Annotated in this window: 23 protein-coding genes; 19 read left to right on the forward strand and 4 right to left on the reverse strand. The window is 66.9% G+C overall.

Annotated features, from left to right (window positions below; all coding sequences use genetic code 11):
• Nucleotides 1-111 precede the first annotated feature (111 nt).
• The 13 genes from nagZ to Q0Q02_RS18495 all read left to right on the forward strand — a co-directional run bounded on the left by nagZ (nt 112) and on the right by Q0Q02_RS18495 (nt 11,495).
• The gene (gene nagZ / locus Q0Q02_RS18435; protein WP_293811545.1) at nt 112-1,122 is read left to right on the forward strand and encodes a beta-N-acetylhexosaminidase; all 1,011 of its coding nucleotides are present in this window, start codon (nt 112-114) and stop codon (nt 1,120-1,122) included.
• Nucleotides 1,123-1,298: 176 nt separating this feature from the next.
• Nucleotides 1,299-2,129 carry a ScpA family protein gene (locus tag Q0Q02_RS18440; RefSeq protein ID WP_293811547.1) on the forward strand — a complete coding sequence of 277 codons (831 nt, stop codon included), beginning with the start codon at nt 1,299-1,301 and terminating at the stop codon, nt 2,127-2,129.
• On the forward strand, nt 2,126-2,824 hold the full coding sequence (scpB, locus tag Q0Q02_RS18445; RefSeq protein ID WP_293811549.1) for an SMC-Scp complex subunit ScpB: 699 nt from the start codon (nt 2,126-2,128) through the stop codon (nt 2,822-2,824). Before Q0Q02_RS18440 ends, scpB begins: the two co-directional genes overlap by 4 nt.
• A 178-nt stretch (nt 2,825-3,002) precedes the next feature.
• Complete coding sequence (locus tag Q0Q02_RS18450; protein WP_293811551.1) at nt 3,003-4,115, forward strand: ABC transporter ATP-binding protein; 1,113 nt, start codon at nt 3,003-3,005, stop codon at nt 4,113-4,115.
• An 81-nt stretch (nt 4,116-4,196) separates the two neighbouring features.
• Nucleotides 4,197-4,445, forward strand: coding sequence for a twin-arginine translocase TatA/TatE family subunit (locus Q0Q02_RS18455; protein WP_291657961.1), 249 nt, complete (start codon nt 4,197-4,199; stop codon nt 4,443-4,445).
• A gap of 46 nt (nt 4,446-4,491) precedes the next feature.
• Nucleotides 4,492-5,208, forward strand: coding sequence for a Sec-independent protein translocase protein TatB (tatB, locus tag Q0Q02_RS18460; RefSeq protein WP_293811552.1), 717 nt, complete (start codon nt 4,492-4,494; stop codon nt 5,206-5,208).
• The gene (tatC, locus tag Q0Q02_RS18465) at nt 5,205-6,017 is read left to right on the forward strand and encodes a twin-arginine translocase subunit TatC (protein WP_293811553.1); all 813 of its coding nucleotides are present in this window, start codon (nt 5,205-5,207) and stop codon (nt 6,015-6,017) included. The genes tatB and tatC overlap by 4 nt, the downstream gene beginning before the upstream one ends.
• Nucleotides 6,018-6,147: 130 nt before the next feature.
• Nucleotides 6,148-6,435, forward strand: a complete 288-nt coding sequence (locus tag Q0Q02_RS18470; protein WP_293811554.1) for a GIY-YIG nuclease family protein — start codon at nt 6,148-6,150, stop codon at nt 6,433-6,435.
• A 243-nt stretch (nt 6,436-6,678) separates the two neighbouring features.
• Nucleotides 6,679-8,094 carry a serine--tRNA ligase gene (gene serS / locus Q0Q02_RS18475; protein ID WP_293811555.1) on the forward strand — a complete coding sequence of 472 codons (1,416 nt, stop codon included), beginning with the start codon at nt 6,679-6,681 and terminating at the stop codon, nt 8,092-8,094.
• 3 nt (nt 8,095-8,097) lie between these two features.
• Nucleotides 8,098-8,859, forward strand: a complete 762-nt coding sequence (surE, locus tag Q0Q02_RS18480; RefSeq protein WP_293811556.1) for a 5'/3'-nucleotidase SurE — start codon at nt 8,098-8,100, stop codon at nt 8,857-8,859.
• A 19-nt stretch (nt 8,860-8,878) separates the two neighbouring features.
• Nucleotides 8,879-9,541, forward strand: coding sequence for a protein-L-isoaspartate O-methyltransferase (locus Q0Q02_RS18485; protein ID WP_293811558.1), 663 nt, complete (start codon nt 8,879-8,881; stop codon nt 9,539-9,541).
• A gap of 9 nt (nt 9,542-9,550) precedes the next feature.
• Nucleotides 9,551-9,808 (forward strand): hypothetical protein, encoded by a 258-nt coding sequence (locus Q0Q02_RS18490; protein ID WP_293811560.1) that lies wholly within the window; start codon nt 9,551-9,553, stop codon nt 9,806-9,808.
• A gap of 391 nt (nt 9,809-10,199) precedes the next feature.
• Nucleotides 10,200-11,495 (forward strand): LysM peptidoglycan-binding domain-containing M23 family metallopeptidase, encoded by a 1,296-nt coding sequence (locus tag Q0Q02_RS18495; protein ID WP_293811561.1) that lies wholly within the window; start codon nt 10,200-10,202, stop codon nt 11,493-11,495.
• A 222-nt stretch (nt 11,496-11,717) separates the two neighbouring features.
• On the opposite strand, the gene Q0Q02_RS18500 is transcribed toward Q0Q02_RS18495, so the two are convergent.
• Nucleotides 11,718-12,602 (reverse strand): ATP-binding protein, encoded by an 885-nt coding sequence (locus Q0Q02_RS18500; RefSeq protein WP_293811562.1) that lies wholly within the window; start codon nt 12,600-12,602, stop codon nt 11,718-11,720.
• 524 nt (nt 12,603-13,126) lie between these two features.
• On the opposite strand from Q0Q02_RS18500, the gene yajC reads away from it, so the two are divergent.
• The 5 genes from yajC to Q0Q02_RS18525 all read left to right on the forward strand — a co-directional run bounded on the left by yajC (nt 13,127) and on the right by Q0Q02_RS18525 (nt 17,557).
• Nucleotides 13,127-13,402: a preprotein translocase subunit YajC gene (gene yajC, locus Q0Q02_RS18505; protein ID WP_052232110.1), complete on the forward strand. Its 276-nt coding sequence runs from the start codon at nt 13,127-13,129 to the stop codon at nt 13,400-13,402.
• A gap of 64 nt (nt 13,403-13,466) precedes the next feature.
• A complete protein-coding gene (secD, locus tag Q0Q02_RS18510; protein WP_293811563.1) occupies nt 13,467-15,077 on the forward strand; it encodes a protein translocase subunit SecD in 1,611 nt (536 codons plus the stop codon).
• A gap of 33 nt (nt 15,078-15,110) precedes the next feature.
• Nucleotides 15,111-16,070 (forward strand): protein translocase subunit SecF, encoded by a 960-nt coding sequence (gene secF / locus Q0Q02_RS18515; RefSeq protein WP_293811574.1) that lies wholly within the window; start codon nt 15,111-15,113, stop codon nt 16,068-16,070.
• Nucleotides 16,071-16,202: 132 nt separating this feature from the next.
• Nucleotides 16,203-16,580 carry an MTH938/NDUFAF3 family protein gene (locus tag Q0Q02_RS18520; protein ID WP_293811565.1) on the forward strand — a complete coding sequence of 126 codons (378 nt, stop codon included), beginning with the start codon at nt 16,203-16,205 and terminating at the stop codon, nt 16,578-16,580.
• 89 nt (nt 16,581-16,669) lie between these two features.
• The gene (locus tag Q0Q02_RS18525; protein ID WP_293811576.1) at nt 16,670-17,557 is read left to right on the forward strand and encodes a phytoene/squalene synthase family protein; all 888 of its coding nucleotides are present in this window, start codon (nt 16,670-16,672) and stop codon (nt 17,555-17,557) included.
• A gap of 251 nt (nt 17,558-17,808) precedes the next feature.
• Here the strand turns inward: Q0Q02_RS18525 and trmFO are convergent, their stop codons facing one another.
• Both trmFO and Q0Q02_RS18535 read right to left on the reverse strand, forming a co-directional pair.
• Entirely contained in the window at nt 17,809-19,215 is a 1,407-nt protein-coding gene (gene trmFO / locus Q0Q02_RS18530; protein WP_293811567.1) for a methylenetetrahydrofolate--tRNA-(uracil(54)-C(5))-methyltransferase (FADH(2)-oxidizing) TrmFO, read from the reverse strand.
• 185 nt (nt 19,216-19,400) lie between these two features.
• A complete protein-coding gene (locus tag Q0Q02_RS18535; RefSeq protein WP_081925531.1) occupies nt 19,401-19,556 on the reverse strand; it encodes a DUF1127 domain-containing protein in 156 nt (51 codons plus the stop codon).
• A gap of 560 nt (nt 19,557-20,116) precedes the next feature.
• Here Q0Q02_RS18535 and Q0Q02_RS18540 point away from each other — a divergent pair.
• Nucleotides 20,117-20,470, forward strand: coding sequence for a hypothetical protein (locus Q0Q02_RS18540; protein ID WP_293811570.1), 354 nt, complete (start codon nt 20,117-20,119; stop codon nt 20,468-20,470).
• Nucleotides 20,471-20,659: 189 nt separating this feature from the next.
• Here the strand turns inward: Q0Q02_RS18540 and Q0Q02_RS18545 are convergent, their stop codons facing one another.
• On the reverse strand, nt 20,660-23,032 hold the full coding sequence (locus tag Q0Q02_RS18545) for a heavy metal translocating P-type ATPase (protein WP_293811572.1): 2,373 nt from the start codon (nt 23,030-23,032) through the stop codon (nt 20,660-20,662).
• Nucleotides 23,033-23,065 lie beyond the last annotated feature (33 nt).

Consider the following 23,065-nt stretch of genomic DNA (forward strand, 5'->3'; position numbering starts at 1 on the left):
CGATGCGCTCTACGATGGATTCCGGGTCTTCGCTTCGCTCCGCCCGGAATGACGGATGACGGGCGAGCGATGGTTCTTGACCGCGCCCGCGCCGCTTTCTAACCCGGTACGATGACATCGCGCGCCTTCATCGCCGGCTGCCTCGGCACGAGCCTTACTGCGGACGAGCGGGCGTTCTTTCGCGATGCCCGGCCCTGGGGCTTCATTGTCTTCAAACGCAACACGCAGTCGCCCGAGCAGGTCGCCACGCTGACCGCCGAGATGCGCGAGACCGTCGGCTGGCACGCGCCGATCCTGATCGATCAGGAGGGCGGGCGGGTCCAGCGCATGGGACCGCCGAACTGGCCAAAATACCAATCGGCTCGCGCCTTTCTCGCGATCAACGATCCCATCCGCCAGCGCGAGATCGTCCGCCTGAACGCCCGCCTGATGGCGCATGACCTGAAGAGCGTCGGCATCGATGTCGACTGCCTGCCGGTGCTCGATGTGCCCGTCGCCGGCAGCCATGACGTGATCGGCGATCGCGCCTATGCCCATGATCCCGACCAGGTGGCGCGGCTCGGCCGGGCTGCGGCCGAAGGGCTGATCGCCGGCGGCGTGCTGCCGGTCGTCAAGCACATGCCCGGTCATGGCCGGGCGCGGGCCGACAGCCATCACGACCTGCCGATCGTCGATGCATCGCTGGACGAGCTTCGGGCACATGATTTCCGGCCGTTCCGGCATCTCGCCGACATGCCGCTGGCAATGACCGCGCATCTCGTCTTCACGGCGCTCGACGCCAGGAACCCGGCGACGATCTCCCGCAAGATCGTGCGCGAGATCATGCGCGGCGAACTCGGCTTCGACGGGCTGATCATGACCGATGACATCTCGATGAAGGCGCTCTCCGGTTCGTTCGAGGCCAAGTCGCGGGCTGCGATCCGCGCGGGCGTCGACGTCATCCTGCATTGCCACGGCATCATGGACGAGATGATCGCCGTTGCCGGGGCCGTGCCGGAAATGACGGGCGCGCGAGCCCGCCGTGCCGCCGCCGCGCTTGGCCGCATCCGGCATGAGCCGGAGCCGGTCGATCTGGAGGCCGCACGCGCCGAGATCGCCGCCGCGCTTGCTTTGAGCGCCTGAACGGCGGATTTTGCCCCGGGGCATGTAATTTTCCCAACGGCGGTCATCCCGGACGGAGCGAAGCGAAGATCCGGGATCCATGCCTGAGCTTGGCCGAAAGAGGTTCCGGCATGGATCCCGGGTCTCCCTTTGGTCGCCCGGGATGACCGCGGCTGGGATGTAGGGGCTGAAGGCTCATGACGGCCGAATTGCCATTCGAGGAAGACCGCGCCGAGCGTGCGGGCGAGCCTTCGCTCGTCGTCGATGTCGACGGCTATGAAGGGCCGCTCGACCTGCTGCTCGATCTCGCGCGCCGGCAGAAGGTCGATCTGCACCGCATCTCGATCCTCGCGCTGGCCGAGCAGTATCTGTCCTTCGTCGAGCAGGCGCGGGCGCTGCGGCTCGAACTCGCGGCGGACTATCTGGTGATGGCGGCCTGGCTCGCCTATCTCAAGTCGCGCCTGCTGCTGCCGGAGCCGCCCAAGGGCGAGGAGCCGAGCGCCGCCGATCTCGCGACCGCGCTCGCCCTGCGCCTGCGCCGGCTGGAAGCGATCCGCGCCGCCGCCAACAAGCTCTCGGCGCGGGAGCGGCTGGGGCAGGACGTGTTCGCGCGCGGCGCGCCGGAAGAGATCGTGGCCGGGGCCAGGCCCGTCTGGGAGGCGGAGCTCTACGACCTGCTCGCGGCCTATGCCCAGCAGCGGCAGAAGCGGGTGCAGGGGCATATCTCGGTCGGCCACCGCGTCGTCTGGTCATTGGTCGAAGCGCGCGAGGCGCTGCAGCGGCTGGTCGGCGAGGCCGGTGACTGGACCGAACTCGATGGCTACCTGACGCAATACATGGCATCGCATGGCTTGCTGGCGCGGGAGATGCGGGCGACCGTCCGGGCCTCCGCCCTCTCGGCCATGCTGGAGATGGTGCGGGAAGGGATGATCGACCTCCGGCAGGACGAGGCCTTCGCGCCGATCCAGGTGCGGCGCCGCTCGGCCCGGCCGCAGGGGCTGCCCTTCGCCGCCAAGGATGCCTCATGACCGGTGCGGCGGCTGAACCTGATGATGTCGAGGCCGATGGTGGGGCGGAGGCCTTTTCGCAGGCACTGCGCGTGGTCGAAGCGCTGTTGTTTGCCTCCGCAGCGCCGTTGACGGCCGAAGCGCTCGGCCGGGCCATTCCCGCCGGCATCGCGATCGAGCAGGTGCTGGCCCAGCTTGACGAGAGCTATGCGTTGCGCGGGGTCAATCTGCGCCAGGTTGCGGGCGGCTGGGCCTTTCGCACGGCGCCTGACCTCGGCTACCTGCTCGCGGCCGAGGCGGAGCCGCCGCGACGGCTGTCACGGGCGGCGCTCGAGGTGCTGTCGATCATCGCCTATCATCAGCCGGTGACGCGGGCCGAGATCGAGGAGATCCGCGGCGTCGCCACCGCAAAGGGCACGCTCGACATCCTGCTGGAGGCCGGCTGGGTGCGCCTGCGCGGGCGGAGGCGCTCGCCGGGGCGGCCGATCACCTACGGGACGACGCCGGGCTTTCTCGACCATTTCGGGCTGGACCGCATCGACGACCTGCCAGGGCTGGAGGAATTGAAGGGGGCGGGCTTCATCGAGGGACGACTGACGCGCGACCTGGCCGTGCCTGTGCCTGACGACGATCCGGGCTTGCGCGACGACGAGGATCCGCTCGGCGATCTGTTCAGCCCGCTTGACGACGGCGAGGGTGGACCGCAACAGGGGTGAGGGCGGGGTTACCGGCTGCTGCCGTTTCCTCCGCGGGTCATCCCCGACAAGCCGCCTTTGGTGGCGCCGATCCGGGATCCATGCCTGAGCCTTTGCCGGAAACGTTCGGGCATGGATCCCGGGTCTCCCTTCGGTCGCCCGGGATGACGGCGCAAATTTGAATAGGTGGAGCAGGGATTTGGCACTGAGCGAGACCAAAGCAGGATGGCTCGGCTGGGGCCGGCGCGGTACGGCCGGAGCGGCGATCCCGATGGCGCTCGGCTTCGAGAACGTGACGCAGCGCTTCGGTTCGGTGACGGCGCTGTCCGATGTCTCGCTTTCCGTCAAACCCGGCGAGATCGTCGCGTTGCTCGGCCAATCCGGCTGCGGCAAGACGACGCTGCTGAGGCTCGCGGCCGGGGTTGAGCGCCCTAGCGCGGGCCGCGTCCTGCTGGAAGGGCGCGACGTCTCGGCGCCCGATCGCTTCGTCGAGCCGGAGCATCGCGGCGTCGGCTTCGTCTTCCAGGATTACGCACTGTTTCCGCATCTCAGCGTACGCGACAATGTCCGCTTCGGCCTGCGCGACCAGGCGCCGGCGGCGGCCGATGCGACCGCCTTGCGGGCACTGGCGCGGGTCGGACTCGCCGAACTCGCCGATTCCTATCCGCATATGCTCTCGGGCGGCGAACAGCAGCGCGTGGCGCTGGCCCGCGCGATCGCGCCGCGGCCGGGCGTGCTCCTGATGGACGAGCCCTTCTCCAATCTCGATCGGCGGCTGCGCGATGTCGTACGCGACGAGACCGCTGCCCTGCTGGAGGAAACCGGCGCGACCTCGATCATCGTGACGCATGATCCCGAGGACGCGATGCGCATCGCCGACCGGATCGTGCTGATGCGGGCGGGGCGGATCGTGCAGGTTGGGACGGGCGAAGAGCTCTATCGGCAGCCGACCAGCCTCTTTGCCGCCCGATTTTTCTGTGATCTAACCGAGGTCGAAGGCCGGGTTTCGGATGGAGCGATCGAGACGCCGTTCGGCCGCTTCGCGGCGCCAGGCATCGCGGAAGGGGCGGCTGCGATCGCCTGCATTCGGCCACATCGTGTCCGCATCGTGCCCAAGGGCTATTATCTGCGCGGACGATTGACAGGCCGGCGCTTCCTGGGCGAGGCCGACCATCTGCAGGTGATGGTGGACGGCTTTGACAGGGCCCTGTCGGTCCGCGCTTCGCTCTCCGACGAGATCGCGGTGGGCGACGAGATCGGGGTCGAGATTCCGTCGGACGAAGTCCTTGTGTTTCCGGCTGCGGATCAATAGGTTCCGCCGCCGAACTAGCGACCGGGCAAGGGTTTGGTTGGGGCCATTCCCCGGTCGACGCAATTTCGGAGGAGTTTCGCCATGGGTGGCGTGAGCATTTGGCACTGGATCGTCGTCGGCGTCATCGTGATGCTGCTGTTCGGGCGCGGCAAGGTTTCCGAGCTGATGGGCGATGTCGCCAAGGGCATCAAATCGTTCAAGAAGGGCATGGCCGAGGATGACGAGCCGGCAGCGCCGACCGCCAGCAACGTCGATCCCAAGGTGATCGACCAGACCAAGGCCGACAACGCCGCCGCCCAGGCCCAGGCCAAGGCCGAGCACAAGGCCTGATGCCGTGGTGCCCTCCGGGGCACCGGCTTGAGAGGACGAGCCGTCGATGTTCGACATCGCCTGGAGCGAGATGGTGCTGATCGGCGCGGTGGCGCTGGTGGTGATCGGCCCGAAGGACCTGCCCAAGGCCCTGCGCACGGTCGGCCAGACGGTCGGCCGTATCCGGCGCATGGCCTCGGAGTTCCAGGGCCAGTTCAACGAGGCGATGCGCGAGGCCGAGCTCGCCGACCTGAAGAAGCAGGTCGAGGATGTCGGCGGATCGGTGTCGAGCGCGCTGAACAACGACTTCAAGCCGATCGATATCCCAAAGGAATTCGATCCGGCCAAGCCGGAGGCTTCGAAGCCTGACGAGGCCGCGTTGAAGGAGGCCGAGGCGAAGCTCGCTTCGCTGCCGCCGCCGGAACCGCTGCCGCCGGTCCAGATCGCCGCCGAGGTGCCGAAGCCTGCCGAGAAGCCCAAGCGGGCGCGCAAGGCCGCGGCAGAGCCTGCTCCTGCAGTCGTCGAGGCGCCCGTCGCTCCGGTTGCCGTGGCCGAGCCGACCCCGGCGAAGCCTGCCCGCAAGCGCGGCGTCAAGGCTGTCGAAGCGCCGGTCGCGGTCGAAGCACCCGCTCCGGTGCCTGTCGCGGCTGCGCCGGTCAAGGCTGCGAAAGCTCCCGCCGCTGCGCGCAAGCCGAAGGCTGTGGTTGCTGCTGCCCCGGCTGATGCCGCCAAGCCTGCCGCCCGCAAGCGCAAGATCGCCAAGGGCGAGGAGAATTCCGCATGAGCGTCGCCAATCCTCGCGATGGCGAAGACGAGATCGAGGCCTCGCGCGCGCCGCTCATCGAGCACCTGATCGAGCTGCGCGCGCGGCTGATCAAGTCGCTGATCGCCTTCCTGATCATGTTCTTCATCTGCTTCGGTTTCTCGACGCAGATCTACAACATCCTGGTGAAGCCCTATGTCTGGGCCGCCGGCAGCGCCGCCAATGCGCAGTTGATCTATACCGGCCCGCTCGAGCTGCTCTTCACCCATATCAAGGTGGCGGCCTTCGGCGCCGGCTTCTTCGCCTTCCCGGTGATCGCGACGCAGATCTACAAATTCGTGGCGCCCGGCCTCTACAAGAACGAGAAGGCGGCTTTCGCGCCCTATCTTGTCGCGACGCCGGTGTTTTTCACGCTCGGCGCGCTGCTGGTCTTCTTCTTCGCCATGCCGGTGCTGATGAAGTTCTCGCTCGGCATGCAGCAGGCCGCGACCGAGACCCAGGCCGGCATCGCGCTGCTGCCGAAGGTCAGCGAATATCTCTCGCTGATCATGACGCTGATCTTCGCCTTCGGCATCGCCTTCCAGCTGCCGGTGATCCTGACCCTGCTCGGGCAGGCTGGCATCATCGATTCGAAGTTCCTGAAGGAAAAGCGCCGCTACGCGATCGTCTTCGTCTTCGTCGTGGCGGCTGTGCTGACCCCGCCGGACGTGATCTCGCAGCTCATGCTCGCGATCCCGATGCTGCTGCTCTACGAACTTTCGATCTTCTCGGTGCGCCGGGTCGAGAAGAAGAGCGATGCCGCGAAGGCGGAAGAAGACGCGGCGGAATAGCTGATTTTCTCCTGTACCGTCATTCCGGGCGGAGCAAAGCGGAGCCCCGGAATCCATCATAGGGCGGAGTGCTCTACGATGGATTCCGGATCGGCGCCGCTTCGCGGCTTGCCCGGAATGACGGAGGAGGGTGATGTGGCTCTACATCATGGCGAGCGGCTGGAACGGGACGCTCTATGTCGGCGTCACGAACAGCTTGAGCCGCCGGATTGCGGAACATCGCGAAGGACGTGGCTCCGATTTCGTCCGCAAGTATGGGGTGTTTCACCTCGTCTACGCGGAACGATATGAGCGCGCAGACGAAGCAATTGCGCAGGAAAAGCGAGTCAAACGCTGGCGGCGCGAGCGGAAGATCGCTCTGATCGAAGACGAGAATCCAAATTGGAAGGACCTCTCGGGTACGATCCATCTCGACTGACGGAAACCGCGCCCTTCCAATATAGGGCGTCATCCCGGCCGCAGCGAAGCGGAGTGCCGGAATCCATCATAGAGCTTCGGAGCCTTAAGATGGATCCCGGATCTGCGCAGCTTCGCAGCTTGTCCGGGATGACGAAGAGGTTCTGGAGCTTTTTTCGCTGCGAGGTTACCTGTTCCCTCGCGCGCGATCCCGGTCTAGAGCATCCAACGCTGCATTCCGCAGCGATGGCATGGCCGGACGACGATGTACGACATCAGATGGATTCGCGAGAACGCTGCGGCGTTCGACAGGGGCTTGACGCGACGGGGCCTGGCGCCGCTGTCGTCCTCGCTGCTCGAACTCGACGATGTCCGCCGCTCGTCGATCGCCAAGGCGCAGGCCACCCAGGAGCGCCGCAACGCGCTCTCCAAGGACATCGGCAAGGCGATGGGCGCGAAGGATGTCGCGCTCGCCGACACGCTGAAGGCCGAGGTCGCGGCACTCAAGGAGCAGCAGCCGGCGCTGGAGGCCGAGGAGAAGGCCGCCAAGGACGCGCTCGACGAGAAGCTCGCCGCGATCCCGAACGCGCCCTTCGACGACGTGCCCGAGGGCGCTGACGAGCACGGCAATGTCGTGCTGCATGTCCATGGCGTGAAGCCGGAGGAGCGCGGGCTGCTCAAGGGCGTCAACGACCCCAAGCAGCATTTCGAGCTGGGCGAGGCGCTCGGCCAGATGGATTTCGAGAAGGCGGCGAAGCTCTCCGGCTCGCGCTTCGTCGTGCTGCAGAGCCAGATCGCGCGGCTGTCGCGGGCGATCGGGCAGTTCATGCTCGACACCCACACCGAGGAGCACGGCTATACCGAGGTCAACCCGCCGCTCTTGGTGCGCGACGACGCCATGTTCGGCACGGCACAGCTGCCGAAGTTTGAAGAAGATCAGTTCGCCATCTTTGACGGTCTAACTGTCCGCCAAATGACAGATGCTCTGTCAGACGCTGGATCGGCGGTTGAAGCCCCTCTGCTCGTAAGAGACAAAGCGAACAAGGTGCTTGAGTGGTTGCCGAGAGGCCGCCATTGGCTGATCCCGACCGCCGAGGTGCCGCTGACCAATCTGGCAAGGGAATCAATCCTCTCCGAGGAGGAGCTGCCGCTTCGATTCACCGCGCTGACGCCCTGCTTCCGCGCCGAAGCCGGCTCGGCCGGGCGCGACACGCGCGGCATGCTGCGCCAGCACCAGTTCGAGAAGGTCGAGCTCGTCTCGATCACGGCGCCGGAGAAGTCGCGCGAGGAGCATGAGCGCATGCTCGCCTGCGCCGAGGCGGTGCTGAAGAAGCTCGACCTGCATTATCGCGTGATGACGCTGTGCACCGGCGACATGGGCTTCGCCTCGCAGAAGACCTGGGACATCGAGGCCTGGCTGCCCGGCCAGAAGACCTATCGCGAGATCTCGTCCTGCTCGGTCTGCGGCGATTTCCAGGCGCGGCGCATGAACGCCCGCTACAAGACGAAGGACGGCAAGGGGCCGTTCTTCGTGCACACCCTCAACGGCTCGGGCACGGCTGTCGGCCGCGCGTTGATCGCGGTGATGGAAAACTACCAGAATGCCGACGGCTCGATCACCGTGCCGGACGTGCTGGTGCCCTATATGCGCGGCGTGACGCGGATCGAGAAGGCGGCCTGAGACATGCGTATCCTCGTCACCAATGATGACGGCATCCATGCCGAGGGGCTCGCCGTGCTGGAGCGCATCGCGCGCCAGCTCTCCGACGATGTCTGGGTCGTGGCGCCCGAGACCGACCAGTCCGGCGTCGCGCATTCGCTGTCGCTGTCCAATCCGCTCAGGCTGCGCGAGATCAGCGAGAAGCGCTACGCGGTGCAGGGCACGCCGACCGATTGCGTGATCATGGCGGTGCGCTCCGTCATGGTCGATGCGCGGCCCGATCTCGTGCTCTCCGGCGTCAACCGGGGCTCGAACGTCGCCGAGGATGTGACCTATTCCGGCACCATCGCGGCTGCGATGGAAGGCACGCTGCTCGGCGTGCCCTCGATCGCGGTGAGCCAGGCCTATATGCCGGGCAATCGCGATTCGATTCGCTGGGACTGTGCCGAGAGCCATGCGCCGGGCATCATCCGCCGTTTGCTGGAGGAAGGTATTCCGGAAGGCGTGCTGTTCAACCTCAACTTCCCCAATGCCGGGCCGGACGAGGTACAAGGCGTCGCCGTTACCGTGCAGGGGCGGCGCGACCAGGAGCTGGTGCAGCTCGAACCGCGCAAGGACGGCCGCGGCAACCCCTATTACTGGATCGCCTTCCAGCGCAGCGGCAAGGAACCGGCCAACGGCACCGACCTGAAGGCGCTGGCGGAGAAGCGCATCTCGATCACGCCGCTCGAGCTCGACCTGACGCATGAGCCGACGCTGACGCGCTTCGCGCAGCTCTTCGCCTGAGCCGGGAGCGGGGAGGAGCATGAGCGAGGACGCGCCGGCCAGCGAAGGCGAGCGCACTGTCGCCTTCCTGCTTTCGCTCCGCGCGCGCGGCGTGCGCGATCTTGCGCTGTTGCGCGCGATGGAGCGGGTGCCGCGCGACCGTTTCGCCCCGACACGCTTCGCCGATCTCGCCCGCCAGGACGTCTCCGTGCCTCTGCCCTGCGGCCAGACGATGACGGCGCCGCATACGGTCGCCAACCTGCTCGTGGCGCTCGACATGCAAGCGGGTGCACGGGTGCTCGAGGTCGGGACCGGCTCCGGCTATGTCTCGGCGCTGCTCGCCGCGATGGGCGGAGAGGTCGTCTCGCTGGAACGCTATCGGTCTCTGGCGCTGGCGGCGCATGAGCGTGTCTCCGGCAGCGGATTCGGCGGCGTCGTCGACCTGCGCCATGCCGATGGCTTCCAGCCGGACCGGGCGCTCGGGCGTTTTGACCGCATCCTCGTCAACGGCGTCACCCAGGCTGTACCGGAGACCCTGCTGGCGCGGCTCGCACCCGGCGGGCGACTTGTCGGGGCGCTTCGGATCGAAGGCGCGGCGCGGCGGGTCGTGGTCTCGCATATCGAGGACGGGCAGTTCGACCATGCGATGGGGCCGGCGCTACGCCTGCCGCCACTGATTCCGGGGCGCTCGCGCGCCTTGTGAAATTGCCCCGTGAAGCATCATTGTCGCGAGATCCAGCGTCGAGCCAACCTATCGGCGATGCAGGATCTCGGAGTCGGTAATGCCATCACCCGTCAGGCGAAGTTCGTCTCGATCGAAGAAACCGATGAAGCGCTTGCGGCCGATCTCGAAGACGATCATCCGGCCAGAGATATTGCGCAGATTGAGCGCATCACGCTGGAACGGCCGGGTGTCATCCGTGTTGCCGAGCATCCTCTCCGTATCGATCAGGATCAGCCGTTTCTCTGACCGCCAGGTGCCGTGAATCTGCTTCAGGATCGGCTCGGCCGACCAGGCCTGCGGACCGAGAGCGAGCGCGAAACAGGCCAAAGCCAAGCGGAGCATGCCGTTGCGTTAACGCATGCGGAACGCTCCCGCAACCGGGTGATTCGTGGTGAAAACGGCCGTCGTGATCCGCCGGAGTCCGGCGATCGTGCCGCTGGCGGCTCTTGCCAAGTTTCTGAGGGTGTTTACGCGAAATTAAGCTCAACGGGACTTTAATCGCCTTCATCGAGTTGCGTCGTTCGCGAGTACTCAGTTCATGCTTAGCCAAGCCGGATCGATCAATCCCCGCGCTCTCCGTCGTTTGTCGACGGTGTGCCTGTTCGCTCTCAGCGTCAGCGCCTGCTCGTCGGATGCGATGCGTTTCACCGAGACGCCCTTCGACAGCCCCTTCAAGTCTGCCCAGGCTCCGGCCCCCGTCCGCGATCCGGTCACGACCGGCTCGATCGGGCAGGTTACGAGCGCGCCGCTCCAGCCCGTGGCTTCCGCCCCTCTGGTTCGGTCGCAGCCTCTGCCAGCGCCGCAATCTGCCGTCGCGCTGAGCGCGCCGCCGCGCCAGCCTGTGTCGGGCAGTACGGCCGGCTGGTCGGCCCAGGGTGGCACGCCCGTCGTGCTGGCCCAGGGCGAGACCCTCGATACGATCTCCTCGCGCTACGGCGTGCCACGCGCCGCCATCATGTCGGCGAACGGGCTGAGCAACGCCAACGTGGCTCCAGGCACGCGGATCACCATCCCCGTCTATAACGCTGCCGCCGCCGCTTCCGCTCCGGCTGCTCCCGCCGCGGCTCCGGCGCCGGTTCGCCAGGCTGCCCAGGCGCCGGTCGAGACGCAGCGTTTCGTCGCCGGGCCGTCCGCAGCGCCGCGCGCCACGCCGCCGGCTGCGGTTGATCCGAAGGCGCAGGCCAAGGCCGCTGCCGAGGCGAAGGCTGCGGCCGCCGCTGAAGTCAAGGCGAAGGCTGCCGCCGACGCCCAGGCGATGAAGGAATCGCGCGCCCGTTTCGCCGCCGAGGCCAAGGCCAAGGCGGATGCCCGCAAGACAGCGGCTCTGCCGACGCCGGCCGCCAAGCCGGCTGCTGCCGCGCCGGTCGCCGCCGTCAAGCCCGTGCCGGAGGCGAAGCCGGTGAAGACCGCCGCGCCCGCCGCCCAGCCGGCGAAGCCGGTCGTCGTGGCGAGCGCTCCGGCCACCGAGCCGAAGCCGACCGCGATCCCGAAGGCCGATCCCGCATCCGAGCCGAAGACCACCGCCAGCATTCCGAAGCAGGAAGAAGAGGCCTCGTCGGCTGACAAGGCGGATTTCCGCTGGCCGGCTCGCGGTCGCGTCATCTCCGGCTATAGCGGCAAGGGCGGCAACGAAGGCATCAACATCGCGGTTCCCGAGGGCACGCCGGTCAAGGCGGCCGAGGGCGGCACGGTGGCTTATGCCGGCAGCGAGCTGAAGGGCTACGGCAATCTCGTCCTGATCCGCCACCCGAACGGCTACGTCTCGGCCTATGCCCATAATGGCGATCTCAAGGTGAAGCGCGGCGACACCGTCAAGCGCGGCCAGGTCGTGGCGAATTCCGGTCAGAGCGGCAATGTCTCCTCGCCGCAGCTCCATTTCGAACTGCGCAAGGGTTCCGCTCCGGTCGATCCGACGCCCTATCTGAACAACTGATACCGGAGCCGCGGACGAGGTTTCACCCTTCGATCGGTTCCGCGAGACCCTCCCGATCGAAAAGAACGGGGCTGCCCCAGAAAAGGGCGGCCCCGTTTTCGTTTGTCTTTCCTCCAGGTCGTCATGCCCGGGCTTGACCCGGGCATCTCAGGCAGGAAGGGGCACCTTTCTGGCCAGAGATTCTCGGGTCTGCGCTGCGCTTCGCCCGAGAATGACGGCTGGTCACCCCTCCAGCTTCTTCCCCTGGCGGCCGGCGAGGTCCTGGATATACTGCCAGGCGGTGCGGCCGGAGCGGGAGCCGCGGGTGGTCGACCATTCCAGCGCGTCCCGGCGCAGCTCCTCGGGCGCCACGTCCAGCCCGAAATGGCCGGCATAGCCGTTGATCATCTCAAGATACTCGTCCTGGCTGCATTTGTGGAAGCCGAGCCAGAGGCCGAAACGGTCCGAGAGCGAGACCTTCTCCTCGATCGCCTCGCCAGGATTGATCGAGGTCGAGCGCTCGTTGTCCATCATGTCGCGCGGCAGCAGGTGGCGGCGATTCGAGGTCGCATAGAACACGACATTGTCGGGACGCCCCTCGACGCCGCCGTCGAGCACCGCCTTCAGCGACTTGTAGGAGGTGTCGTCGCTGTCGAAGGACAGATCGTCGCAGAAGACGATGGCGCGATGCGGATCGTTGCGCAGCAGGCTCATCAACGCGGGCAGGCTCTCGATATCCTCGCGATGGATCTCGATCAGCTTCAGCGGCAGCGCGTCCTTGGCGAGGCGCAGGTTGGTGTCGGCATGGACGGCCTTGACCAGCGAGGACTTGCCCATGCCGCGCGCGCCCCAGAGCAGCACGTTGTTGGCCGGCAAGCCCTTGGCAAAGCGCTCGGTATTCTCGGCCAGCGTGTCGCGGACGCGGTCGACGCCGCGCAAAAGCGAGAGTGCGACGCGGTTCACCTTCGGCACCGGCACCAGTTCCGACCCTGCCGCTTGCCAGACGAAGGCGTCGGCGGCTTGGAGGTCGGCCGCCTTGCGGCGGGGCGGGGCAATGCGCTCCAGCGCGTCGGCGATGCGCAGCAGCGTGGCCAGTGTCTGGTCGGGGGCGGTCTCGGTCGTGGTCATGGCGGCGGGGCCTTCATTTCGTTCCGTTGAACCGTACCGTACCGTCCGGTACGGTTCACGGCGCTAGCTAAACCGCGTCGTGGATCGTGCGCAAGGGGCATTGCGCGAATGGCAGCCAACCCATAGGTGAGGGATCGCGCATGGGCGACCGGGCGCGCTGCCGCGTTTGATTGTCGAGCCCTCATCCTGAGGAGCGGCCGAAGGCTGCGTCTCGAAGGATGCTCCAGGAGATTCTGGAGGCATCTGGAGCATCCTTCGAGACGCCATTTCCACGGAAATGGCTCCTCAGGATGAGGGCTCGGGGCGCAAATGCGGCTGCTTGTCCGGGAAACCGGGCGCGTCCGATTGATTTCACGGCGTTGCTGGCTATAGTCCGCGCGATTTTTTGGCCGGGCGATGGTTTTGGCCTTACGTCTTTCCATCAGAGATTCGCGGTCGGCGGCCTGCCGCCGCCGTACCAGAGGAGCGTCTTCGTGATCACCCCCGCTTTCGCCCAGGCCACAGGAGCCGGTGGCGGCGCCGACATGCTGATCCAGCTCGTGCCGTTCCTGCTGATCTTCGTCATCATGTGGTTCCTGATCATCCGGCCGCAGCAGCGCCGGGCCAAGGCCCATCAGGAGCTGATCAAGAACGTGCGCCGCGGCGACACCGTCGTCACCTCCGGGGGCATGATCGGGAAGGTCTCGAAGGTCGTCGACGATGGCGAGATCGAAGTCGAGATCGCCGATGGCGTGCGCGTGCGCATCGTGCGCGGCATGATCCAGGACGTCCGCTCCAAGGGCGAGCCGGTCAAGAACTGAGAATGCGGCGGCCAGGGGCTCCCGCTGACGGAGCCCCGGCACGATAACAAGGCTGTTCACGCAGATGCTTCGTCTCCAGGCCCGCAAGGTCATCCTCGTCCTGCTCGTGCTGTTCATCGGCTGCGGGCTCGCCGTGCCGAACCTCTTGTCGCCTGAGACGCGCAAGGCCATCGAAACCAACGCGCCGTCCTGGATTCCGCGGGCCTTCCTGCCGATCCATGCGGTGGTGCTCGGCCTCGATCTGCAAGGCGGTTCGCACGTCCTGCTCGAGATCGACCGGGCCGAGCTGGTGCGCAGCCAGGTCGTCCAGCTGCGTGACGATGTCCGTCGCATTCTGCGCGACGAGCGCGCCGCGCCTCAGGGCGGCATCCAGACTCTGCCGCGCGGCGTGCAGGTCCGCGTTCCCGACGCGGCCGAGCGCGCGCGCGTGCTGCCGAAGCTGCGCGAACTCTCCCAGCCGATCGGCACGCTCGGTGCGTTCGGCCCCTCCGGCAACCAGTCGATCGCCATCAACGAGCAACCCGACGGGCTGATCCAGCTCACCGTCACCGAAGCCGGCTCCAACGAGCGCATCCGCCGCGCCGTCGAGCAGGCCATGGAAGTGCTGCGCCGTCGCGTCGATGCGCTGGGTACGACCGAACCGAACATCCAGCGCCAGGGCCTCGACCGCATCCTGGTGCAGGTGCCTGGCCTGCAGGATCCGCAGCGCCTGAAGCAGATCCTCGGCGATACCGCCAAGCTCGAATTCCGCCTGGTCGGCGACGCCAACAGCGCCGATGTCGACATGCTGCCGTCGCAGGATGCCGGCGGGCAGCAGGTTCCCGTGCTGCGCCAGCCCGTCGTCGACGGCGCCGACCTGATCGACGCGCAGCCGGCCTTCGATTCGCGCAGCGGCACGCCGATCGTGAATTTCCGCTTCAACATCCGCGGCGCCCAGCGCTTCGGGCAGATCACCACCGAGAATCTCGGCCGCCCGCTCGCGATCGTGCTCGACAACAAGGTGATCTCGTCGCCTGTCATCCAGTCGCCGATCACGGGCGGCTCCGGCCAGATCTCCGGCAATTTCACGGTCGAGCAGGTGAACAACCTGTCGATCCTGCTGCGCGCCGGCGCACTGCCCGCCAAAATGACCATCGTCGAGGAGCGCACCGTCGGTCCCGGCCTCGGCGCCGACTCGATCCATGCCGGCAAGATGGCGACCCTGATTGCGACCGTGCTGGTGGTGATCTACATGCTGGCGACCTATGGCGTCTTCGGCATGATCGCGAGCGTCGCACTGCTCGTCCATGTCGGCCTGATCTTCGGCCTGATGTCCTTCCTCGGCGCCACCATGACGCTGCCCGGCATCGCCGGCATCGTGCTGACCATCGGCACGGCGGTCGACTCGAACGTGCTGATCTACGAGCGCATGCGCGAGGAGGAACATCAGGGCCGCAGCCTCGTCTCGGCGCTCGAAGCGGGCTTCCAGCGCGCCTTCGCGACGATCATCGACTCCAACGTCACCATGCTGATCGCCGCCGTGGCGCTGTTCTCGCTCGGCTCCGGCCCGGTGCGCGGCTTCGCGGTCGTGTTCATCCTGGGCATCCTCACCACCGTCATCACGGCGGTGACGCTGACCCGGATGCTGATCGCGATCTGGTATCGCTGGGCCAAGCCCAAGCACCTTCCGTTCTGACGCTGCCAACCCCTTAGGAGATTGGCCATGCGCATGCGCCTGCTTCGTATCGTTCCCGACAACACCAAGTTCAAATTCGTCTGGTTCCGCCGCTTCAGCTATCCGCTGTCGGCTGCCTATTCGATCCTCGTGCTCACGCTCTTCCTGACGGTCGGCCTGAATTTCGGCATCGACTTCAAGGGCGGCACCCTGATCGAGATGCAGACGAAGGGGCAGGCCGTCGATATCGCCCAGATCCGCCACACGGCCAACGGGCTCGGCTTCGGCGAGGCCGAGGTGCAGGAATTCGGCTCCGGCGGCGAGGTCTCGATGCGCTTCGGCATGCAGCCGGGCGGCGAGACGGCGCAGCAGGCGGTCGTCGTCAAGGCGCGCGAGGCCTTCGCCGCGACCTATGATTTCCGCCGTGTCGAGACGGTCGGCCCGCGCGTTTCCGGCGAGCTCGTGCAGGCCGGCACGCTCGGCGTCGTGCTCGCGATCGTCGGCGTGCTGATCTATCTCTGGTTCCGCTTCGAGATGCCGCTGGCGATCGGCGCGATTCTCGGCACGCTGCACGACATCGTGCTGACCATCGGCTTCTTCCTGATCACGCAGCTCGAATTCAACCTGACCTCGATCGCGGCGATCCTGACCATCGTCGGCTACTCACTGAACGAGACGGTCGTGGTGTTCGACCGCACGCGCGAACTCCTGCGCCGCTACAAGACCATGCCGGTGGCCGAGCTTCTCGATCTCTCGGTGAACTCGACGCTGTCGCGCACGGCGATGACCGCGACCACGACCTTCCTGTCGCTGCTGGCGCTCGTGATCTTCGGTGGCTCGGCGATCGAGGGCTTCGCGCTGGTCATGCTGTTCGGCGTCGTGGTCTGCACCTATTCGGCGATGTTCATCTCGACGCCGGTGCTGCTCTACATGGATGTCCGCTCGGCGGGCACCCGTGAGGAAGCGCAGGAGGCGGCGCGCGCCAAGGCTGCGGCCGCCAAGGCGAAGGCCTGAGCGCTTTCGTCATTGCGAGCGGAGCGAAGCAATCCAGGGAGACTGGGTGCGACGTTCCGCTCAGTCTCCCTGGATTGCTTCGTCGCTTCGCTCCTCGCAATGACGACGAGGGAAGCCTGAAGGAGAGAGAGGATGCCCCGCTTCGAGGGCTTCGTTCCCGGCCGTTTCCCGCTTGACGCCATCGGCGCGGGCGGGTTCCGCTTCGCTGGGATGAGTCACAAGGGCTCGATCATCGCGACGCCGGCCGGCATTCGCATCTGGCCGGTGACGCGTTTCGCCGAGGTCACGATAGAGAGCCTGCAGCCGCTGCTGGACGAGGCCGGGACGATCGATTTCCTGCTGATCGGGACGGGGCCGGACATCGCCTTCATTCCGCCCGCTCTGCGTGATCCCTTGAAACAAGCCGGCATCACGGTCGAGGGCATGGCGACCGGAGCCGCAGCGCGGACCTATAATGTCCTCGTCGGCGAAGATCGGCGGGTTGCGGCGGCGCTGATCGCGGTCGACTAGATGCCGGCCATGTTGGCCGGGCGTAGCGGGAACAGGGTGCTTGCCCTAAGATTGGGAACGGCCGTATGACGACGGGCCGAGGCGGGACGATGCCGCAGACCGATACAGACGACCGCAGGGAGATCGCGCCGGCGCGCCTGCCGGACGCTTACGCTCATTGCGCCGAGCTGGTCCGCGAGCAGGATCAGGATCGCTATATTGCCGGGCTCTATGCGCCCGAGGATCGCCGCGCCGCGCTCTACGCGCTCTACGCTTTCAGCCTGGAGATCGCGCGGGTGAGGGCGCTGGTCAGCGAGCCGTTGCCCGGCGAGGTCCGGCTGCAATGGTGGCGCGACGTTCTGGAAGGCCAGGCGGGCGGCGAGACGCAAGGACATCCGGTTGCCGCGGCGCTGCTCGACACGATCAAGCGCTACCGGCTGCCGATCGCGCCGCTGACGGCGCTGATCGATGCGCGCATCTTCGACCTCTATGACGATCCGATGCCGTCGCTGCGCGACCTCGAAGGCTATGCCGGCGAGACGGCGAGCGCGGTGATCAGGCTCGCCTGCATCATCCTGGCGGGTGGACGCGATCCCGGCGGCGCGACGGCTTGCGGCCATGCCGGCGTCGCCTATGCGCTGGCCGGGCTGATGCGCGCCTTCCCGTGGCATGCGGCGGAGGGGCAGGTCTATCTGCCGGCGGATATCCTCGCCCGCAACGGCGTGACGCGCGACGACATCGTGCGCGGGCGTGGCGGGCCGGGCGTGCTCTATACACTGAAGGAATTGCGCGAGATCGCGCGCGGGCACCTGAAGAAGCTCACGAGCCTCAGTGAGACGATCCCCTCCGGCCTGAAGCCGGCCTTCCTGCCGGTCGCGCTGGTCGAGCCTTATCTCAAGCGGATGGAAGTCGGCGGCTACGACCCCTATCGCACGATCATTACGCTGCCGGCCTGGCGCCGGCAGTGGCTGCTGTGGCGGGCGTCGCGGAAGAAGTAGAGGGCGCTGCGCAGGGGTCGGCTACGGCGCCAATTGCGAGCCTCTGGCGTGACAATGACGCGGGGAACCCTCTCCCATAGGGAGAGGGCAGGGTGAGGGGTAGGCGGCTCACCGTGATTGCCGTGAGCTGGTCGCTGCAGTGAGGCTGCGCCTTACTGGTCTAGGGGCTGACACCTCACCCCTGCCTCTCTCCTTACAGGAGAGGGGTTCCCTGCAGTTGTTCTTCCCGTTGAGGGCGACGGCAGAGCTGCTTACTCCGCCGCCTTCGCCTCGACGCCACCGGCCCATTCGTCCATGACCTGCTTGGCGCGGGCCGTCAGGGCCTGCTTGCGGGCGAGGCTCTTGGCCGGGCCTTTCAGGCGCTTGCCGTCCGGGCCGGTCGTCGCGACGCCCTCGATCAGCGGGAACAGGCCGAAATTGATGTTCATCGGCTGGAACGAGCGCGGCCCCTCGTCGATGGTGACGATATGGCCGCCGGTGATGTGGTTGACCAGCGCGCCCAGCGCCGTCGTCGCAGGCGGCAGCAAAAGGTCGCGGCCGAGCCGCTCGGCGACGGCCATGCGGCCGGCGAGCAGGCCCGTCGCGGCGCTCTCGACATAGCCCTCGCAGCCGGTGATCTGGCCAGCGAAGCGCAGGCGCGTGTCCGCCTTGAGGCGCAGGCGCTCGTCGAGCAGCTTCGGCGAGTTCAGGTAGGTGTTGCGGTGGATGCCGCCGAGCCGGGCGAACTCGGCATTCTGCAGGCCCGGTATCATCCGGAAGATCGCGGCCTGCTCGCCATATTTCAGCTTGGTCTGGAAGCCCGTCATGTTGAACAGGGTGCCGAGCGCATTGTCCTGCCGGAGCTGGACGACGGCATAGGCCTTCACGGTCGGGTTGTGCTTGTTGGTGAGGCCGACCGGCTTCATCGGGCCCCAGCGCAGGGTCTCGCGGCCGCGCTCGGCCATGACCTCGATCGGCAGGCAGCCGTCGAAATAGGGCGTGCCCTCCCATTCCTTGAACTCGGTCTTCTCGGCGGCGAGGAGCGCGTCGATGAAGGCCTCGTACTGGTCGCGGTCGAGCGGGCAGTTGATGTAGTCGGCGCCGGTGCCGCCGGGGCCGGCCTTGTCGTAGCGCGACTGGAACCAGGCCTGGTCCATGTCGATCGAATCGAAATGGACGATCGGTGCGATGGCGTCGAAGAAGGCGAGCGAATCCTCGGAGGTCAGCGATTGCAGGCCTGCGGCCAAGGCGGGCGAGGTCAGCGGGCCGGTGGCGATGACGACATTGTCCCACTCGGCCGGGGGGAGGCCGGCGATCTCGCCGCGATCGATGGTGACGAGCGGGTGGGCTTCCAGCGCGGCGGTGACGGCTTGCGAGAAGCCGTCGCGATCGACCGCGAGCGCGCCGCCGGCCGGGACCTGATGGGCATCGCCCTTGGCCATGATCAGCGAACCCAGCCGGCGCATCTCCCAGTGGAGTTGGCCGACGGCATTGCTGGAGGAATCGTCTGAGCGGAAGGAGTTCGAGCAGACGAGCTCGGCCAAGCCTTCGGTCTTGTGGGCGTCGGTGCCGCGAACGGGGCGCATCTCGTGGATGACGACGGGGACGCCGGCCTGCGCGACCTGCCAGGCGGCTTCGGAGCCGGCGAGACCGCCGCCGATGATGTGAACGGGTTCCATGGCTTGCGGATGTGTCCGCAGCCGGGCCGCAGGTCAAGGGACAGGCGCCCTGAAATGCAAAATGCCCGCCGTGAGGCGGGCATTCGCTCTTCGACCGAAGCTCGAGGGGAGGGGAAACACGAGCCTCAGGAGAAACTACACGGAACGCGCCGCGCCCGATGCGCGGCGGTTCTCATTCGGAGACTTCAGGCCGCAGCGTGCGAGCGGGCGATGAAGTTGATCTCCGAGCGCGACAGGCCGAGGTCGTCGAGCTCGCGGTCGGTCAGACGGGAGAGCTCGCGAACGGTCTCGCGATAGCGGAGGTAGGCGCGGATTTTGGCGGCGATCATGGTGACGAACATGGTGGTTTTCCTTAGCGAATATTCCGGACCGGGGCGGTGCCCACAGCGACAATCTCGTTGTGCAGTGCATATAAACCGGACAGCCTGCTTCCAACAGGGGCACGCGGTCAGCTCCGATATGCAATGGATGCATGTCGAGTTAAGGTTCCGGTCATTTTCCTGGGATCGTTCTGCGCTGAACGTAATGCTTGCGGCGAAATTGAGGAAATTGGCGGCCTTCGAATTGTGCAGCGCTGGGTCCGACGCGGAACGCCACTGGCCATGTGTCTATAAAATAGGCATGTTGCAGATGCTAAATCGCAAGCGGCGGCGCCGAGGCAAATTTCGCGTTGCAGCATTCGGTTCTCTTGCGGCGATTCCTGACGCCCGTCGGTGAGCTTTCGGGGCTGTGGGTCAATTCGGATTCGGCAGCGTTTGCCGGGCAGAACTTGCCGGATTCGCTGCTGGTCATCATCCTGAATCGCGTTTTTATTCGAGCAAGCCTTTGATTTTTAGGTGTATTTTCAGTATTTTCGCTGCGGCCCGGAGCTTGCCTGCCGGTTTGCCCAAAGGAGCAAGCCATGTCGAACCCGATCACGAACCGGCCGATCAGCCTGCCATTCGCGACGCCGGTGAAGCCGGCTGCGCAGAACGATGGCAGCACCGACACCAGCAGCAGCGCCTCGACAACGACCGCGACGACATCGTCCTCGCCCGAGGACGAATTCCTGAAGATCGCGCGGATGTCGCCGGAGGAGCGGGTTCAGGCTGCGATCCTCGCCAAGCTGGGCATGACCGAGGAGCAGTTCAACAAGCTCGACTCGAAGGCGAAGGCCGATGTGATGAGCAAGATCCGCGACGAGATGCTGAAGCAGATGCAAGCCAAGGGCGAGAGCGGAAGCAAGACCGGCGCGCTCGCCGATATCCGGGTGTGACAGGCAGCACGTTTTGACTGAAACGCGGGTCATCCCGGCCGGAGCCCTCGGGTCCGATCTTCGATCGGCTCAAGGATAAACTCCGCGAAGAGCCGGGATCTATGCCAGAACATCTATCGGGAGCGCTCCGGCATGGATCCCGGGTCAAGCCCGGGATGACGGCGCGGTTCCGAGCGCGATCGGAAGTCTCTAGCTCGCCTTACCCGCGTCGAAGCGCAGCAGCCGCAGCGCATTGGCCGTGACGATCACGGTGGCGCCGGTATCGGCGAGGATCGCGACCCAGAGACCGGTATAGCCGAGCACGCTGGTGACCAGGAACACGGCCTTGAGCCCGAGCGCGATCGTGATGTTCGTGCGGATATTGCCCATCGCCGCCCGCGCCAACCGGATCAGCGCTGCGACATCGCGCACGCGGCTCTTCAGCACTGCGCCATCGGCGGTCTCCAGCGCGACATCGGTGCCCGAGCCCATGGCGATGCCGATGCTGGCGGCGGCCAGCGCCGGCGCATCATTGATGCCGTCGCCGACCATCATCACCGCGGTCTCACCGGAGAAGGCCTTGATCGCGGCGACCTTGTCGTCGGGCATCAGTTCGGCCTTGTGCTCCATGCCGAGGCCGGCGGCGATCGCAGCGCCGGTGCGGGCATTGTCGCCGGTCAGCATGGTCGAGCGGATACCCATCGCCTTGAGTTCGGCGATGGCTGCGGCCGCGTCCTCGCGTGGCTCGTCGCGCAGGGCGATCAAGCCGGCGAGCGCGCCGTCGACGATGACGGCGGCGACGGTCTTGCCTGCTGCCTCAAGCTCCTCCGCCGCCATCCGCGCGCGCTTGTCGAAGGGGGCGCGGCTCTCGGCATGGCGCGGGGCGCCGACGAAGACCGCGCGGCCATCGACCTTGCCTGTCACGCCCTGGCCCGCCAGCGCGGCCGCCTCGGTTGCCGGCTTGTAGGCAACGCCATCGGTGCGAGAGCGCTCCAGAACGGCCTCGGCCAGCGGATGCGCCGAACCGTGCTCGACCGCGGCGGCATAGGCCAGCACCTCGGCCTCGCTGCCGGCGAGCGCCACGACATCGGTGACGCGCGGTTTGCCCTGAGTGAGCGTGCCCGTCTTGTCGAAGGCGACGAGGCCGGTCTTGGCAGCGGTCTCGATCACGACGCCACCCTTCATCAGCAGGCCCTGGCGGGCGCCGGCCGAGAGTGCGGCGGCGATCGAGGCGGGAACCGAGATGACGAGCGCGCAGGGGCAGCCGATCAGCAGTAGGGCGAGAGCGCGGTAGATCCAGACCGACCATTCGGCGCCGAGCAGGAGCGGGGGCACCAGCGCGACCAGCACGGCGAGGCCGACGATCGCGGGCATATACCAGCGCGAGAAGCGGTCGATGAAGCGCTCGGTCGGGGCGCGGGCCTCCTGCGCCTCCTCGACGAGGCGGATGATGCGGGCGATGGTGTTGTCTTCGGCCGCCTTGTCGACGCGCACGCGCAGCGCGGCCTCGCGATTGACCGAGCCGGCATAGACGGGCTCGCCGACGCCCTTGGTTTTGGGCACGGATTCGCCGGTGACCGGGCTCTCGTCGATGCCGGAGGTGCCGTCGGTGATCTCGCCATCGGCCGGGATGCGGTCGCCGGGGCGGACCAGCACGGTCTGGCCGATCCTGAGGCTTCCGGCATCGACCTGGCGGGTCGCGCCGTTCTCCTCGACGATGGCGATCTTGGGCACGAGATCGCCGAGCGCGCGGATCGAGGCGCGGGCGCGATCGGCCGCGACGCCTTCCAGCACCTCGCCGACCGCGAAGAGGAAGACGACCAGCGCCGCCTCCTCAGCCGCGCCGATGAAGAGCGCGCCGATGGCGGCGATCGTCATCAACATCTCGATGGTGAAGGGGATGCCGGCGCGCGCGGCCGCGAAGGCGCGCTTCGCCACGGGTGCGACGCCGACGATACAGGCCAGGATGAAGGCCCAATGGCCGATGCCCGGCCAGATCAGCCCGGCAACATAGGCGGCGCCGAGGAAGAGGCCCGTCGCGATGACGAGCCGGCCCTTGCCGGTCTGGTACCAGCTCGCGCCCTCCGGCGTGGCCTCATGGACATGGCCGGGCAGGCCGTGGCCGTGATCCTTCGCGGCTGCGGCTGTGGCCTTCGCGCCATGAGAATGGCTGGCATGGTCGTGGCCGGAATGATGGTGCTTGTGATCGTGATCATGCGTATGGCCCGAGCAGCAGGCGTCACCGTGCTCGTGCTTGCCGTGATCATGGGCATGGTCGTGACCGCCATGATCATGGCCGCAGCCGCAGTTATCCTGTTTGGCAGCCGGGGGCTTGGGGGCCGGAGTTGCTAGCGCAGCGGTGGTATATCCGAGCCCGTTGACGCGCTTCTCGATCGCTTCCGGCGTGGTCGCGCCCGTGTCGAGCGCGAGCGTCAGCGTCTCCGACATGACCGAGAGCCTGACACCGGTTACGCCGGGGAGGCGTTCGACCGCGCCGCGAATCTTCGCCGCGCAGCTCGCGCAATCCATGCCGCCGACCTTCCAGGACAGGGTCTGGGCTGTGGTTTCGGGGCGGGCGGCCATGACGTGTCTCCGTCTCTCTTTCGCTACGGGACA

Source organism: uncultured Allobosea sp. (assembly GCF_945956895.1).
Taxonomy (GTDB): domain Bacteria; phylum Pseudomonadota; class Alphaproteobacteria; order Rhizobiales; family Beijerinckiaceae; genus Allobosea.